The sequence below is a fragment of the Kribbella lupini genome, assembly GCF_039529595.1.
In the GTDB taxonomy this organism is placed as follows: domain Bacteria; phylum Actinomycetota; class Actinomycetes; order Propionibacteriales; family Kribbellaceae; genus Kribbella; species Kribbella lupini.
In genome coordinates this window covers 2,371,828-2,386,484 of the sequence record NZ_BAAANC010000001.1, presented here as the reverse complement: position 1 = coordinate 2,386,484, position 14,657 = coordinate 2,371,828, and the positions used below count along the sequence as shown (strand labels likewise).

The window sequence follows — 14,657 nt, the reverse complement described above, 5'->3', positions numbered from 1 at the left end:
CCCACGACGGCGGGTACAGCGGACTGATGGCGTACGTCGAGAGAGCGTCGCACGAGTTCCTGGCCGACCACGAGGCCGACCTGGTGGCCGAGCTCACCGAGTGGGTCCGGATCCCGTCGGTGGCCGGGCTGCCGGAGCGGGCAGTCGAGGTGAACCGGTCGGCGAACTGGCTGGCCGGGACGCTGCGCGCCATCGGGTTTCCGACGGTCGAGGTCTGGTCCGAGGACGAGGCGCCCGCCGTCTACGCGGAGTGGTGCGCGACGCCGGGAGCGCGGACGGTTCTCGTGTACAGCCACCACGACGTCCGGATCAGCAAGGACGAGCAGTGGAAGGAGACGGGCCCGTACGAGCCGGTCGTTCGCGACGGCTTCCTGTACGGGCGTGGTGCCTCCGACGCCAAGGGGCAGGTGCTCGCCCATCTGTGGGGGCTGCGAGCGCATCTCGCCGCCACCGGCCGAGAGGCACCGGCGGTCAACCTCAAGTTCCTCGTCGAGGGCGAGGAGGAGACCGGTTCGCCGCACCTCGAGCGAACCCTCGAAGCACAGCGCGAACGCCTGGCGGCCGAGCTGGTGATCTTCTCCGACACGATGCTGTGGCGCGCCGACCACCCGGCCGTCTGCACCTCGACGCGGGGCACGATCAACGCCCGGCTCGAGGTGTACGGACCGCTGCGCGACGTCCACGGGGGCGCCGTGTCCGGGCCCGCGCCCAATCCGATCCTCGCGCTGTCCGGCCTCCTGGCCGGCCTGTACGACGAGAAGGGCCGGATCACCGTCCCGGGCTTCTACGACGACGTCGTGGAGCCCAGCGAACAGCGCCGCGCGGAGCTGCGTGCGCTGCCGTTCTCCGAGGACGACTGGGTGGCGCGGTCGCAGACCCGCAGCGCGTCCGGCGAGGCCGGGTACACCGTTCCTGAGCAGTTGTGGACGCGGCCGGCGATCGAGGTGATCTCGATCCTCGGTGGCGACGCCGTCGGGTTGCCGACCGCAACGATCCCGGCCGTGGCCGCGGCGGATCTGAGCATCCGGACGGTGCCGAACCAGACCGTTCCCGTCGTGGCCGAGCAGCTTCGCCGGTGGGTGGCCGACACCATCGACCCGTCGGTCGACTACCGGTTCGACGTCGACGAGCAGAGCGGGGCCGAGCCGTACGAGACGCCCGCCGACCGCCCCGCCGTACAAGCTCTCGCGGAGGCGATGGGGGAGGGCTTCGGTGGTCCCGTGGGCCGGATGGGGAACGCCGGCGGTGGGCCGGCGGAGCTGATCGCGCGGGTTCTCGAGGTCCCGGTCGTCTTCTTCGGCACGGGGCTGCCCGAGGACCGCTGGCACGACAGCGACGAGCGGGTGTCGCTCGAGGTGCTGCGCCACGGGGCCGCCACCTTGGCGGCTCTGTGGCCTCGTCTGGACGCTCGCGAGCGCTAGTTCTCGTCGTTCCTGTTCAGGTTCTCGACTCGGCCTTGGTCCTCGCCGGCGTCGAGCAGGTTGTCCCTGGGGGAGCCGCTGTCGCCGTACTCCATCTTGGCGATGTCGGGGTGATGCAGGTCGAAGGCCGGGGACTCGGAGCGGATCCGCGGCAGGCTGACGAAGTTGTGCCTCGGCGGGGGTGAGCTGGTCGCCCATTCCAGGGAGCGGCCCCAACCCCAGGGGTCGTCGACGCCGACGAGTGGGGATTTGCGGGATTTGTAGACGTTGTAGAGGAAGGGGAGTGTGGAGGCGCCGAGGATCATTGCGCCGATGGATGAGACCTGGTGGAGGGTGGTGAAGCCTTCGTTGGCGCTGTAGGTGGCGTAGCGGCGGGGCATGCCTTCGACGCCGAGCCAGTGCTGGACGAGGAAGGTGGTGTGGAAGCCGACGAAGAGTAGCCAGAAGTGCAGCTTGCCGAGCTTCTCGTCTAGCATTCGGCCGGTCATTTTGGGCCACCAGAAGTAGAAGCCGGCGAACATGGCGAAGACGACGGTGCCGAAGACGACGTAGTGGAAGTGGGCGACGACGAAGTAGGTGTCGGAGACCTGGTAGTCCAGGGCCGGCGAGGCGAGGATGACGCCCGTCAGGCCGCCGAACAGGAACGTGGTCAGGAACCCGACGGCCCAGAGCATGGGTGTGTCGAAGGAGATCGCGCCGCCCCACATCGTCCCGATCCAGTTGAAGAACTTCACGCCGGTGGGCACCGCGATGATGAACGTCATGAACGAGAAGAACGGCAGGTTGATCGCGCCCGTCACGTACATGTGGTGCGCCCAGACAACCGTTGAGTACAAGGCGATCGCGATCGTTGCCGCAACCAGGCCGATGTAGCCGAAGACGGGCTTGCGGCTGAACACCGGCAGGACTTCGGTGATGATGCCGAAGAACGGCAGCGCGATGATGTAGACCTCGGGATGCCCGAAGAACCAGAACAGGTGCTGCCACAGGATTGGGCCGCCGTTCGCGGCGTCGAAGACGTGGGCGCCGAGTCTTCGATCGGCTTCCAGCATCAGCAGTGCACCGGCCAGGATGGGAAAGGCGATGAGCACCAGCAGTGAAGTGACGAAGGTGTTCCAGGTGAAGATCGGCATCCGGAACATCGTCATCCCCGGTGCGCGCATGGTGATGATGGTGGTGACGAAGTTGACGGCCCCGAGGATCGTGCCGAGACCGGCCAGGTAGAGCCCCATGATCCACAGATCGGCGCCGATGCCCGGTGAGCGCGTGGAGTCGGACAGCGGCGAGTACGCCGTCCAGCCGAAGTCCGCGGCGCCTTGTGGGGTGAGGAATCCGGCCGAGGCAATGAGTCCGCCGAAGAGGAACAGCCAGTAGCTGAACATGTTGAGGCGCGGGAACGCGACGTCGGGTGCGCCGATCTGGACGGGCATGATCACGTTGGCGAAGCCGACGAACAGCGGGGTCGCGAAGAGCAGCAGCATGATCGTGCCGTGCATGGTGAAGAGCTGGTTGTAGACCTCTTCGTTGACGATCTGCAGTCCGGGGGAGAACAACTCGGCCCGGATCAGCAGTGCCATCAGGCCGCCGAGCAGGAAGAACGCAAACGACGTGATCAGGTAGAGATGGCCGATCACCTTGTGATCGGTCGTGGTGAGGATGCGAACCACTGCCTGTCCCAGTCGGCCGCGGGACGTGCTTTCGTCCACGGTCGCCACCGGTCGGCGCTGTGCGAGATCCACCATCGGCCGTCAGTACCCCCTTCGTAGCGTCGTACGCCGCACTACCGCACCCGCTCCGCCGGCCTGGTCACCGGCGCGGAGTCGCTCGCATCGTGCATCCAGGACCGGGCCTCGTCGATCGCCTCCGCCAGCAGCCGGCGCAGCAACGCGTCCGCGTCGCGGGCCCGGAAGTCGGAGACCGCCCGGATCGTCCCCGCCACCATCAACGGCGCCTCGGCTGTGAACCCGGTGGCGCGCAGGCTGGGTTCTTGTTGCGCCTCCAGTTCGGCCAGCACGTCTCGAGCCCTGCGCTCGGCGCGGGTCAGCGTTCGCCGGAACTGCGGCGACACGATCGGCAGGACCAGCCGCACGCAGCGCACCACCAGCGACGGCACGAACCGTGGGTCGGTCGGGACGAGGCCGATCACCGACGGAATCATCGGAACCAGCGAGGCGCGCGCGGCGTCGGACATCTCGTCGTTCACCTCCCGTGCCACCAGCGCCAGCAGGGGATGGGTGCAGGCCGGCCGGTCCGACCAGTCCAGGCCGGCCAGGTGGGACGCGTACTCCATGAAACAGGCGCCGCGCCGCGGATCGCGATGCGCGCCGCGCGCCAGGATCGGTACCAGCGTGATGTTCTTGCGGTGAGTAGCCATCGGAACCTCCCGACCGGTGGTACCCCGCCGATCGGCTCACATGCGGCACGAATCCGACGAGTTCGAGCGGCTACAGCGCGACCGGTTGGGTACCGCCGTCGCATGCACAAGCACAGTGGGTCCGCACGCCTCGGTCTGCTGGTCGTCGTGGCGGCGCTCGTCGTCGCGATCGCCCTGGTGTCGAACCAGCGCCGTGAAGTGGACCAGGGGCAGGTGTCGCTCGGGCGGACGGCCGAGTCGACCGGGGTCACCGACGCGGCGCAGCAGAGCCTGACGGCGTACTGGACCGCTGAGATGCCGAAGGTCTACGACCAGCAGTTCGCCCGGCTCGCGGGTGGCTATCAGGCGAAGACGCCGCAGAGCGCGCCGTTCTCGTGTGGTGGGCAGCGGCAGACGTACGAGGACCTGGCCGGCAACGCGTTCTACTGCGGGGGTGGGCAGGACGACTACATCGCCTGGGACGCGGCCGAGTTGTTCCCGCGACTGGTCGAGCAGTTCGGCAGCGTCGCACCGGCCATCGTCCTCGCGCACGAGACCGGGCACGCGGTCCAGGCCCGGGCCGGCGTCGACGCGCCGTCCGTCGTACGGGAGTTGCAGGCCGACTGCTTCGCCGGATCGTGGACCCACTACGCGGAGACGTCCGAGGCGGATGCCGTCGAGCTGACGGACGGCGCGTTGGACAGCGCCGTGGCGACGATCCTGACCCTGCGGGACCAACCCGGTACGGCGGCCGCGGCGCAGCAGGCGCACGGCCTCGGCTTCGACCGGGTGAATGCCTTCCAGACCGGCTACGAGCAAGGGGCGACGAAGTGTGCGCAGTTCCCGCGCCAGGGCGTCGTCACCACCGAGCTTCCGTTCCGCACGGTCTCGGAGTCCCAGAGCGGCGGCAATCTTCCGTACGCCGAAGCCGTCGACGTCCTGACCCGGACCCTGAACGCCTTCTGGACCTCGACCCTGCCGCAGCTCCAGCCCGGGCGGACCTTCACCCCGCCTCCGACGGTCGACCGGCTGACGCCGGAGCTGCAGGCGGCGCACGAGCAGATCGGCGATCTCGCGACCGGGACGTTGCTCAGTCAGGCCTGGGCGCAGGCGGCGCAGGGTGAACTGGGCCTGCCCGCCACCGGCGAACAAGCGGTCGTCCAGCGCGACTGCTTCACGGGCGCGTGGCTGGCGTACCTGGCCGGCTCCGACCTCGAGAGCTCGCAGCTGTCACCGGGTGACCTCGACGAGGCCCTGGCCGAGGTGGTCACCAGCAGCTTCCACAACGGCGGTGCGTTCGCCAGGACCAAGTCGTTGCGGACCGGACTGTTCGAGAACGCGAAAGCCTGTCTCTGAGCCTGCGCGTCAGGCCGGCGTACGGCGACGGCGGCCGCGGCGGATCAGGTAGAAGGCCACGGAACCGCCGACCGCGAGCACCAGGGCTCCGGCGGAGACGAAGACCAAACCGGTCTGCGAGTAGTCAGCCGCGTCACCGTCGTTGTCACCGGGCAGCTGGGCCGCCGGAGTGGTGGTGGCGCCGAGCGACGGTGTCGGGGACGGGCTGTCCGCGGCAGGGACGACGGAGACCGCGGTGGGTGCGGACGCCGCCAGGTCGGGGGCAGCCTGCACCGGGCCCTGGGCGAGCATGGCGACGGTCAAGGACGCGGTGAGCAGTGGTGCGATCATCGTCGACCGGTTCCCTCCTGGAGGTCGGGCTAACGTGGGGAGCTCTTCAGAGTGATCGTCTCGCCCCGCGCGGGCGCGGCGATCCGCCACGGCTCGGGATCCGCCCGCACGGCCGCGAGGAAGTCCGAGAGCGGGGACTTCATCACCCGGTAGTCGTCGTAGTGCACCGGTACGGCGACGCCGGGCCGGATCCGGTGCAGGAAGTCCAGTCCCTGCACGGCGTCCATCGTCACCGTCGAGAACAGGATCCTGGTGCCACCGAGATGGACGACGGCGACGTCGATCTGCGGGCAGCGGTCCCTGATCGCGTCGAGGTGGTCGCCGGTCAGCGTGTCACCACTCAGATAGATCGTGTACGGCGTACCGGAGCCCCGTTGGTAGGTGAGCAGCGAGCCCATCACCGGTGGCAGCATGGTCCTGAGGAATCCACGCGCATGCAGGCCGGGCATCGACTCGACGGTCAGGGTCTCGTCGGCGTTGCTCAGCTGCCACGTGTCCCAGGTCGCGAGGGCGTGGGTGTCGAAGCCCGACCGGGCCAGCCGCCGAGCGGCGTGCTCGGTGGTCACCAGGGGGACCGAACGGTCGAGCTCCCGGCGCGCGACCCGGTCGAAGTGGTCACCGTGCAGGTGCGACAGCACCACCGCGTCCAGTGGCGGCAGCTCGGCCACGGTGAACGCGGGGTCCTGCAACCGGCGGGACCAGAGTCCCTTGCCCAGGTAGGCACGCTGGCCGCGGTGCAGGAAGTTCGGGTCGGTCAGCAGGGTGAAGGAGCCGAGCCGGATGATCGTCGTGGCGTTGCCGACGAAGGTGATCGCGTGCTCGCCGGGAGCTGCGTCGTACGGCGGCATGGTGATCAGCCGAGGCGGGATTCGTGGCGGGCGCTGAGGATTCCCGCGACATCGATGAGCGCCACGGCGGCCAGCAGAGCCAGTGCGGCGACGAGGAGTTGCGGCAGGCCGAGCAGGGCCAGCACGATGGCTCCGACGGCGGCCACGAGCATCGCGGCCGACGAGAGCACGAGGCGCAGGTCCAGCGGGGTTCGGGTTTCGGTGGGCAGCATGGGATCACCTCTTCGGGAGCGGACCCGGGCCGCCGGTGCGAGCGGCGGACCCGGGTCCTTTCCGGTACCCAGCCCTACGCACGCTTCCTGGCGGATTTCGCCGTCTTCTTGCCGGCGGTCTTCCGGGCCGTCGTCTTCTTCGCGGCGGTCTTCTTCGTGCTCGACTTCTTCGCCGCCTGGGCCTTCGCCTTCACGGTGCCTTCGGCGTCCTGCACGGTCGAGTAGGTGCTGAACAGCGCGGGATCGGGAGTCGGCGCGGTCCCCGGGCCGCCCAGCGGTTCGGGATCGAGCAGGTACTCCAGCGGGTCGTCGCCCTCGGACCATCCGCCGGTGGGCCCGTCGGTGCCGTCGGACAAGCCCCAGATGGTGTGGTTGTGGACCTGGTCCTCCTCGTCGAAGAAGGCGTTGGGGACGATCGGGGTCTCCAGCCCGTCGGCCTCCAGCTCCTCGATCGCCTTCAGCCACTGCTTCTGGTGCACCGTGTCCCGGGCCAGGTTGAACTGCAGCATCGCTTTCACGCCCGGGTCGTCGGTCATGTTGTACAGCCGCGCGGTCTGCAACCGCCCCTGCGCCTCAGCCGCTGCGTTCGCCCGGAAGTCGGCCAGCAGGTTGCCGCTGGCCACGATGTAGCCACCGTTCCACGGCACGCCCTGGCAGTTCGCCGGCAACGCCCCGCCGCCGGCCACGATCGCCTGCATCGGGTCCATGCCGCCGATCACGGCGGCCATCACCGGGTCCTTCACCGCCTCGGCGGTCATCGTCGCCGGGGCGCCTTCGAGCAGCCGCGCGACCATCGTGGCCAGCATCTCCACGTGGCCGATCTCCTCGGTCGCGGTGTCCATCAACAGGTCCTTGTACTTGCCCTCGACCCGGCAGTTCCAGCCCTGGAACAAGTACTGCATCGTCACGCTCATCTCGCCGAACGCGCCACCGATCAGCTCCTGCAACTTGCGCGCGTACACCGGGTCAGGACGTTCTGGTTTCGCCTCGAACTGCAGCCGCTTGGTGTGCCGGAACATCGTCACTCCTTCGTCGAAAGACACCGCGGGCCACGCGGTTCGTGGCCACGGAGGGTGGCCACCGGTACCCCGGCATCCCGAGGAGATGCGGCGGCGGCCAGGACTAGTGGGGCTTCGTCGTCCACCGCCGGAGGCAGGCCCGGATCCAGCCGAGCAGCCGGTCGGCAAGAGATCGCTCGCGCTGCTTCTCGGATCTGAGGACCTCGATGCCCCGCTGGTGGGTCTCGCGTTCGGGCCGGCGCCGCCGTGGCCGGCCCGCCGGCCGCTCACGGTGCCGACGGGTTCCGAGCGGCTGGTACGCCGTACCGGACGAGCGAGCGACCACCACTCGGGCCGACACCGACTCCTCGGGCTTGCGGGTCGTTCGCCGAAGCCCGTAGTGCGTCTCGAGACGGTCCTGGTCCGACGGCGGCAGTGCGCCGTCGATCGTCACGTCCGGCGCCCGCCGCACGAGACCGCGCAGTACGGCGAGGTGGACGCCGTCGTCCGCGATCCGCGCACCCACCAGCGGGACCAGCGCGTGCGAGGACTTCGCGACTCCGCGAACCACCGTGGCCCACTCGATCGACCCGGTGGCGGCGCAACTGTGCAGCGCCATGATCACGCCGACCTTCGCGCCGTGCGCGTCGTACGCGGTCAGTCCGAGCACTCGCTCGATGTCGTCAGCCATGGCTTGCCCCGTTCACTCGGCCGCTTCGCCGGTGCCCTGAGTGATCGGTGTCAAACAGAGAGTGACTCCAGGCCGAACCGCGACGGTTGTTTGACGGGCCGTTGGCGCGGGCACCGAACGCGCAGTGGTCGTTCCCGCCTGGCGGCTCAGCACTGACCGTGGTCCGGAGATGAGGCCGCGCCGTGACGCACGCACCGCGAGGTCACGCCGATGCACACCCCACCACTCGTCGATCGATCCGTTCCCACCGACTGCTCCTCGTCCGAGCAACGCGCGCTGCGCGAAGCGGCGACCCACCAGCTGTTGCGGACCAGAGCGGAGGCCACCGACGGCGTCCGGCGGCAGCAGCTGCTCGAAGAGGTGGTCGAGCTCAACCTCGAGATCGCCCGGGGGATCGCGCGGCGGTTCCGCGGCCGTGGCGTGGAGCAGGAAGACCTGGAGCAGGTCGCCTGCGTCGGACTGATGAAGGCGGCCAACAGTTTCCGGCTCGAGGCCGGCGTGCCCTTCATCGGGTACGCCGTACCGACGATTCGCGGCGAGGTGAAGCGCTTCTTCCGCGACTGCAGCTGGACCGTCCGCATTCCGCGCCGGCTGCAGGACCTGCAGGGCAAGATCGCCCGGGTGCTGCCGCTGCTGGTGCAGGAGCTCGGCCGCGAGCCGACCCTGGACGAGCTCGCCGACCGGATGGGCGTCGACAGCGATCAGGTCCGGGAGGCCGAGGCGGCCCGCGGCTGCTTCACCGTGCTGTCGCTGGACCGGCCGGTCGGCCACGAGGACGGCGACCTGCGGCTCGTCGACGTCATCGCCGACGACGAGGATCCGGACCTGCGCCGGATCGAGACGATCGACCAGCTCGGTCCGTTGATCAGCGACCTGGATCGGCGCGACCGGCGGATCCTCGAACTGTGCTTCGTCGAGAACTGGAAGCAGGTCGACATCGGACAGGAGCTGGGCATCAGTCAGATGCAGGTCTCCCGGCTGCTCACGAGGATCCTCGCCTCGCTGCGAGAGCGCTTGCAGGCGGCGCAAGCCACGGCGTGAGGTTCGAGCGGGTACCGGTGCGGAAACACCGAGAGGTTGGAGCGCCATGCGAGTTGTCATCACCGGCGCCAGTGGCAGCGTCGGTACGGCGCTGACCAGGCGGCTGCGAAGGTCCGGCGGGTACGACGTCGTCGGGATCGCGCGCAGGATTCCCGACGGTGCTCGCGGCGACGGGATCACCTGGTGGTCGGTCGACCTGTCCCGCGCGGATTGTGGCGAGTCCCTCCAGCGGGCGGTGCGGAACGCGGACGCGGTCGTGCACCTGACCTGGGCGTTCCAGCCCTCGCACCGGGTCGACTACCTGGAAGCTGTCGGGGTCGGTGGCACGCAACGGGTCCTCGACGCGGTCGCTGCGGAGGGTGTGGCTCACCTCGTGCACATGTCGTCGGTCGGTGCGTACGCCGCCAAGCGCGACGACGGCGCCCCGGTGGACGAGAGCTGGCCGGTGGCGGCGGTGCCGAGTTCGTCGTACAGCCGGCACAAGGTCGCGGCGGAACGGTTGCTCGACGACTTCGAGCGTTCGGCGGACGCACCGGTGGTCGCGCGATTGCGACCGGGCATCATCGGGCAGGCGTCGGCCGGGAGCGCGCTGCTGCGATACGGCGTACCGGCGCTCGTCCCCGCCGGCGCGCTGAACGCGCTGCCGGTGCTGCCGCTGCCGGACGGGATGACCGTGTCGATGGTGCACGCCGACGACGTCGCCGACGCGATCGCCCGGATCCTGGACGCCGGTTCCGCGGGCGCGTTCAACCTCGCGGCTGAGGTCCCGGCCACGGCGGACTTGATCGCCGAGGTGCTCGGCGCCCGCCGGGTTCCGGTGCCGTTCCCGGTGGTGCGGACGGCGATGGCGGCGGCCTGGCACGCGCGGCTGCAGCCGGTCTCGCCGGGCTGGCTGGATCTCGGGTACGCCGTACCAGCGCTCGATTCCGCCCGGGCCCGCGACGAGCTCGGCTGGAAACCGACGAAGGACGCCCGAACCGTGCTGGAGGAAACCGTCGCCGGCATGCACCGCGTAGACTCCGGCACGACGGACGTACTACGCCGCCGTACGGTCTTCAGCGAGCTGTCGGAGCTGATCCGCCGAGGCCCGGTGAGTCACCGGCGGGAACCATGACCGGTCTCGTCCGCCCGCCCGCGACCGGCGTCTCCTCCCTGTTCTCCGCACTGGCCCGCTTGCGGCGTGCACCCGGAGTCCATCCGCAACGCGTCGGCTTCGCCGGACACGTCGTGGTCGACACCGCCAACGCGCTGCTGCCCGAAGGCGACCATCCCGTCGACCTCCAGTTGTCGAAGGGCGCCGGTACGCCGGGAGGCCGGCCCGACGTCCTCGGCATCGCGCTCAGGATCCAGCCGGCCGGCGATCCGTGGGACTTCTTGTTCTCGACCGCGGGCCACGGGCGGCTGAGCCGCTGGATCCCGGTGCCGTCTCCGGACTGGAGCGCCGTCCGCTACGGCTCGCTCGCGCCGTACGACGTTGCCGGGGTCTCCTGGTGGCTGATGCTCACCCCGACCGGCGAACCGACCGGGCACGCGCTGGTTGCGGCAGCTGCGCGAGCTCGCGTACCAGGGGAGCCGGCACGGCCGGGGGGAGAGTCAGGGGTGACGACCTGGGTACCGCGTCGCTGTACCAGTACGCCGTACGTCGAAGGAGCCTGACGATGTCTGACCAGCACCAGCCGGACGACCCGACCACGCAGCACCCCGGCGCCGATGCGCAGGGGCCTGAGCAGCTCGAGCATCCTGGCCGCACCCGGGAGATGGACCAGCAGCCGGACCACGGTGAGGACAGCTACCGCGGCTCCGGGAAGCTGGACGGCAAGCGGGCGGTGATCACCGGCGGGGACTCCGGGATCGGCCGGGCCGTGGCGCTGGCGTTCGCGCGGGAGGGTGCCGACGTCCTCATCTCGTACCTGGAGTCCGAGGAGTCCGACGCGCAGGAGACGCGCAAGCTGATCGAGAGCGCGGGGCGCAAGGCCGTCCTGGTGCCGGGTGACATCTGCGAGGAGTCGCACTGCCAGGAGATCATCGAGCGGGCCGTGAGCGAGCTGGGCGGTCTCGACATCCTGGTCAACAACGCGGCGTACCAGATGGCGCAGGAAGGGATCGCCGAGATCAGCACGGAACAGTTCGACCGGGTGCTGAAGACCAACCTGTACGCGATGTTCTGGCTGTGCAAGGCCGCCGTACCGCACCTGAAGCCGGGCGGCAGCATCATCAACACCTCGTCGATCCAGGCCTACCAGCCGTCGCCGAACCTGCTCGACTACGCCACCACCAAGGCGGGGATCGTGAACTTCACCAAGGGCCTGGCGCAGGAGCTCGCGCCGAAGGGCGTCCGGGTGAACACCGTGGCCCCCGGCCCGATCTGGACTCCGTTGATCCCGGCAACGATGCCGGCGGAGAAGGTCGACGAGTTCGGTGCCGACACCCCGCTGGGCCGCGCCGGGCAGCCGGCCGAGTTGGCTCCGGCGTACGTGTTCCTCGCCTCGCAGGAGTCCAGCTACATCACCGGCGAGCGCATCGGCGTCACGGGAGGCCAGCCGCTGCCCTAGGCGGTTCGAAGCCGCAGGCCCTCCGGACGGGGAAGGCCTGCGGCAGGTCAGCGGCTCAGCCGGTGAAGGCGACCTGGTCGAACTGGTTGATGGCGGACTGGTTCACGTCGTGCGAGGTGGAGAAGATCCCCGCGTCCTGCTGTGCCGCGGCCGACGGCAGGGTCACCGGCGCTCCGACCGGGACGTAGTTCTTGCCGTCGTAGGAGTACGACGCGCTGTACGACGTACCGGAGCGGGCGAGCTTGACCCAGACGGGACGGTAGCTGTCGACACTCGCGCGGGCGTCGGTGTCGAGGTAGCCGTCGCCGTTGGAGTCCCACTCGAACACGACCCCGTTGCGGGCGGTGGCGGCGACCACGGCGTAGCCGGCCGAGGCTCCCGCCTTGGTCATGTCGTTGCGGACCATGACCCCGGACTTGGCCCAGGCGTTGGCGTCGTTGATCGACACGACCCGGGTGGAGACGCTCGCGTTCGGCGTGAACGCGCCGGCCCGGTAGATCGCGCCGAACTGGTCGTCGCGCTGACCGCCCGCGCCCCAGACGTCGGCCCCGGCGGCCGCGATGCCGAAGCCGTCGCCGCTCTGGCCGAAGTACGAGCTGACGGCTGAGGCCTTGGCAACGACGAATCCGGAACCGACGGGCGCCTCGGTCGAGCAGCCGGTGAAGCCGAGCTGGTTCGCGTTGAGCGACGTGCGGTACTGCGGCGCGACGCCCGCGGCGCAGATCACGTCCCGCGCCCCGGCGGGCCAGTTGGCCCCGCTGATCTTCAGGTTGTTGGTCAGCTGGTTGTTGTGCGCGGCGGCGTTCGGTGCCGAGACTCCGCCGGAGTTGTACCAGTTGTTCCGGATGACGTTGTCGCTGGTGTTGTTGCGCAGGCTGTAGGCGTTGGTGAAGACGAACGAGCCGCCCTGCACCACGTTGTTCTCGTACGTCATCGACCGCGAGCCCTCGTCGAGGTACAGACCGACGCCCGAGATGTTGAACAGGTAGTTCTTGCTGACCACCGTGCCGGGGCTGGCGGACAGGTTGTAGACCGAGCCGCCGTCGGCGAAGCGGGCCTTGGTGTTGTGCACGAGGTTGCCCTCGACCCGGTTGTCCTTGAGCGTGGTCGGCGTCGTGTACTTCGTGTTCCAGTTGTAGTACCCGCGATCGACGTAGTCGTTCGAGCCACCGGCGTCGTTGATGCCCCAGCCGTAGCCGGTGTCGATGCCGTCGTACGGGACGTTGGAGACCTCGTTGTTCAGGATCCTGGCGTTCGTGACGTAGGTGCTGAGAATCCCGCTGTTGTCCTTGTAGTCCACCGACACCCGGTTGACCGTGTTGTTCTCGATCAGGACGTCCTGGTTGGTCATCCGCGGGTCGCTTGGGTGATGGGCGTCGGGCAGTACGCCGCCGACCGCGATGCCGTGCCCGCTGGTCTCCAGGAAGCGGTTGCCGACGACATCGATGTCACTGGCCCCGAGTCCGACACCGGTCAGGGTCGCGTTCGCGTCGTTGCCGATCCCGAGCGCGGACTGTCCGAGGTTGGTGAACGTGTTGCCGGTGAACGAGATGCGGCCGGCGGCCGACACCTGGACGGCGGCGGGTTCCTGGTACCACGTGGTCCGCGCGCGCTCGAACATCTCGCAGCCGCGCGAGCAGCTCGTGAACGCGTCGGCGGGGCGGTAGTCGTAGGCGCCCTTGATGAACAGCCCGTTCTGCTGGTCGGCGTACCCGTCGGCCGAGGGGCCGAGCCACGAGGTCCCGGAGAACTGGATGCCCTCGAAGGCGAGCCCGGTGACCGGCTCGTCGTAGCTGCCGCCGATGCTGATCAGCGACTGCAGCCGCGGGAGCTCGACGTCCAGCTGGTTCGGGTCGACGCCGTCGGCCGGCTTGTAGTAGAGCTTGCCGCCGGTCGGGTCGATGTACCACTGGCCGACCTGGGTAAGGAAGCTCAGCGAGTTGTCGAGGTACCAGCTCGGCCCGGCCAGGAAGGAGTTCTGGACCGTGTCCCAGCCCCACGTGTTGTTGTCCCAGGCCGGCTGGGCCATCGTGATCTGGGTCGGGCTGATGCTCTGGACCGGCGAGTACCGGTTGGTGAAGTCGCCCAGCGACTGGAACTCGATCCGGCTCTGGTCGGGAAGGCCGGCCAGGTAGCTCAGCGCGGGGTTCTTGATGGTCAGGCCGGTCGCCGTCGGGGTGACGTCGGCGTTGGCGAGGCGGATGGACGCGCGCGGGGCGATCACGCCGTTCACGTACAGCTGACGGGTGTCGAGTCCCGCCGGGGTGTCCGCCGTCCAGATCCCGGGGCCCGCGGTGGACCGGGTCCAGCCGGTCACCTTCGAGGCGCCGGTGATGACGGGACGGGCGCCGGGCGCGGCGACCCAACGGATGGTGTGACGGCCGCCGCCGTCGTCGGCCCCGAACCGGAGCGGCGCAGAGAGCCGGTAGTTGCCGTCAGCAAGGAGTACGGTCACGTCGCCGTGCTTGGCAGCGGGGCGGACCACGTGCTGCGCCCGCTCCAGCGAGCACGGTTTCGCCTGGCTGCAGTGGCCCGAGTCCTTGCCGTCGGGTGCCGCGTAGTAGGTGGTCGCGGGCGCGGCCTGCGCGCCCAACGGGCTGAGTACCGAGGCGATCACGGCGCCGGCGCCGAGCAGCGCGACCAGGGCTGCTCTGCGCCCTGCGGGCGTGCTCGTCGAACGTCGCGATGCGGACGTCAAGGTCATGGTCGATCGCTTCCTGTCGTCGGGGCGTCGGGACAGAGTTAACATACGTATGATGTTTCCGACAAGAGGTCGTAACGTCTTGAGCCCATCCTTCCGGCGGCCTCTGGCGTCCTGTCCACGGCAGTGGTAAAACGTCATACGTATGCCCTAG

14 protein-coding genes are annotated in these 14,657 nt (G+C 69.4%); 6 read left to right on the top strand and 8 right to left on the bottom strand.

Going from position 1 to position 14,657, the window contains the following annotated elements:
- The first annotated feature begins 26 nt into the window (after positions 1–26).
- Positions 27–1,421 (top strand): M20/M25/M40 family metallo-hydrolase, encoded by a 1,395-nt coding sequence (locus ABD235_RS10950; protein ID WP_344172700.1) that lies wholly within the window; start codon positions 27–29, stop codon positions 1,419–1,421.
- On the opposite strand, the gene ctaD is transcribed toward ABD235_RS10950, so the two are convergent.
- Together ctaD and ABD235_RS10940 are read right to left on the bottom strand one after the other, a co-directional pair.
- Positions 1,418–3,163, bottom strand: a complete 1,746-nt coding sequence (gene ctaD, locus ABD235_RS10945; protein WP_344172698.1) for an aa3-type cytochrome oxidase subunit I — start codon at positions 3,161–3,163, stop codon at positions 1,418–1,420. The genes ABD235_RS10950 and ctaD overlap by 4 nt on opposite strands.
- A gap of 38 nt (positions 3,164–3,201) precedes the next feature.
- Entirely contained in the window at positions 3,202–3,795 is a 594-nt protein-coding gene (locus tag ABD235_RS10940) for a hypothetical protein (RefSeq protein WP_344172696.1), read from the bottom strand.
- Positions 3,796–3,897: 102 nt separating this feature from the next.
- On the opposite strand from ABD235_RS10940, the gene ABD235_RS10935 reads away from it, so the two are divergent.
- Positions 3,898–5,130, top strand: coding sequence for a neutral zinc metallopeptidase (locus tag ABD235_RS10935; protein ID WP_344172694.1), 1,233 nt, complete (start codon positions 3,898–3,900; stop codon positions 5,128–5,130).
- Between the two features lie 9 nt (positions 5,131–5,139).
- On the opposite strand, the gene ABD235_RS10930 is transcribed toward ABD235_RS10935, so the two are convergent.
- From ABD235_RS10930 to ABD235_RS10910, 5 genes are all read right to left on the bottom strand, one after another.
- Positions 5,140–5,460, bottom strand: coding sequence for a hypothetical protein (locus tag ABD235_RS10930; protein ID WP_344172692.1), 321 nt, complete (start codon positions 5,458–5,460; stop codon positions 5,140–5,142).
- Between the two features lie 29 nt (positions 5,461–5,489).
- A complete protein-coding gene (locus ABD235_RS10925; protein ID WP_344172689.1) occupies positions 5,490–6,308 on the bottom strand; it encodes an MBL fold metallo-hydrolase in 819 nt (272 codons plus the stop codon).
- A gap of 5 nt (positions 6,309–6,313) precedes the next feature.
- On the bottom strand, positions 6,314–6,520 hold the full coding sequence (locus ABD235_RS10920; RefSeq protein WP_344172687.1) for a DUF6343 family protein: 207 nt from the start codon (positions 6,518–6,520) through the stop codon (positions 6,314–6,316).
- A 74-nt stretch (positions 6,521–6,594) separates the two neighbouring features.
- Positions 6,595–7,539, bottom strand: a complete 945-nt coding sequence (locus tag ABD235_RS10915) for a manganese catalase (RefSeq protein ID WP_344172685.1) — start codon at positions 7,537–7,539, stop codon at positions 6,595–6,597.
- A 103-nt stretch (positions 7,540–7,642) separates the two neighbouring features.
- Positions 7,643–8,209 (bottom strand): hypothetical protein, encoded by a 567-nt coding sequence (locus ABD235_RS10910; protein WP_344172683.1) that lies wholly within the window; start codon positions 8,207–8,209, stop codon positions 7,643–7,645.
- Positions 8,210–8,419: 210 nt separating this feature from the next.
- Between ABD235_RS10910 and ABD235_RS10905 the strand changes: the two genes are divergently transcribed.
- Genes ABD235_RS10905 through ABD235_RS10890 form a run of 4 tightly spaced genes read left to right on the top strand, consistent with a single transcriptional unit; the run spans position 8,420 to position 11,802 of the window.
- Positions 8,420–9,250 (top strand): SigB/SigF/SigG family RNA polymerase sigma factor, encoded by an 831-nt coding sequence (locus ABD235_RS10905; protein ID WP_344172681.1) that lies wholly within the window; start codon positions 8,420–8,422, stop codon positions 9,248–9,250.
- 46 nt (positions 9,251–9,296) lie between these two features.
- Positions 9,297–10,364 carry an NAD-dependent epimerase/dehydratase family protein gene (locus ABD235_RS10900; RefSeq protein ID WP_344172679.1) on the top strand — a complete coding sequence of 356 codons (1,068 nt, stop codon included), beginning with the start codon at positions 9,297–9,299 and terminating at the stop codon, positions 10,362–10,364.
- On the top strand, positions 10,361–10,906 hold the full coding sequence (locus ABD235_RS10895) for a hypothetical protein (RefSeq protein ID WP_344172676.1): 546 nt from the start codon (positions 10,361–10,363) through the stop codon (positions 10,904–10,906). Before ABD235_RS10900 ends, ABD235_RS10895 begins: the two co-directional genes overlap by 4 nt.
- A 2-nt stretch (positions 10,907–10,908) precedes the next feature.
- Positions 10,909–11,802 (top strand): SDR family oxidoreductase, encoded by an 894-nt coding sequence (locus ABD235_RS10890; protein ID WP_344172674.1) that lies wholly within the window; start codon positions 10,909–10,911, stop codon positions 11,800–11,802.
- Positions 11,803–11,857: 55 nt separating this feature from the next.
- On the opposite strand, the gene ABD235_RS10885 is transcribed toward ABD235_RS10890, so the two are convergent.
- Positions 11,858–14,506, bottom strand: coding sequence for a right-handed parallel beta-helix repeat-containing protein (locus ABD235_RS10885; RefSeq protein ID WP_344172672.1), 2,649 nt, complete (start codon positions 14,504–14,506; stop codon positions 11,858–11,860).
- Positions 14,507–14,657 lie beyond the last annotated feature (151 nt).

Bases quoted from the DNA above. Each gene is read 5' to 3' on its own strand.
- ABD235_RS10950 (WP_344172700.1), top strand. From the start codon at position 27: ATGGCGTACGTCGAGAGAGCGTCGCACGAGTTCCTGGCCGACCACGAG.
- ctaD (WP_344172698.1), bottom strand. From the start codon at position 3,163: ATGGTGGATCTCGCACAGCGCCGACCGGTGGCGACCGTGGACGAAAGC.
- ABD235_RS10940 (WP_344172696.1), bottom strand. From the start codon at position 3,795: ATGGCTACTCACCGCAAGAACATCACGCTGGTACCGATCCTGGCGCGC.
- ABD235_RS10935 (WP_344172694.1), top strand. From the start codon at position 3,898: ATGCACAAGCACAGTGGGTCCGCACGCCTCGGTCTGCTGGTCGTCGTG.
- ABD235_RS10930 (WP_344172692.1), bottom strand. From the start codon at position 5,460: ATGATCGCACCACTGCTCACCGCGTCCTTGACCGTCGCCATGCTCGCC.
- ABD235_RS10925 (WP_344172689.1), bottom strand. From the start codon at position 6,308: ATGCCGCCGTACGACGCAGCTCCCGGCGAGCACGCGATCACCTTCGTC.
- ABD235_RS10920 (WP_344172687.1), bottom strand. From the start codon at position 6,520: ATGCTGCCCACCGAAACCCGAACCCCGCTGGACCTGCGCCTCGTGCTC.
- ABD235_RS10915 (WP_344172685.1), bottom strand. From the start codon at position 7,539: ATGTTCCGGCACACCAAGCGGCTGCAGTTCGAGGCGAAACCAGAACGT.
- ABD235_RS10910 (WP_344172683.1), bottom strand. From the start codon at position 8,209: ATGGCTGACGACATCGAGCGAGTGCTCGGACTGACCGCGTACGACGCG.
- ABD235_RS10905 (WP_344172681.1), top strand. From the start codon at position 8,420: ATGCACACCCCACCACTCGTCGATCGATCCGTTCCCACCGACTGCTCC.
- ABD235_RS10900 (WP_344172679.1), top strand. From the start codon at position 9,297: ATGCGAGTTGTCATCACCGGCGCCAGTGGCAGCGTCGGTACGGCGCTG.
- ABD235_RS10895 (WP_344172676.1), top strand. From the start codon at position 10,361: ATGACCGGTCTCGTCCGCCCGCCCGCGACCGGCGTCTCCTCCCTGTTC.
- ABD235_RS10890 (WP_344172674.1), top strand. From the start codon at position 10,909: ATGTCTGACCAGCACCAGCCGGACGACCCGACCACGCAGCACCCCGGC.
- ABD235_RS10885 (WP_344172672.1), bottom strand. From the start codon at position 14,506: ATGACCTTGACGTCCGCATCGCGACGTTCGACGAGCACGCCCGCAGGG.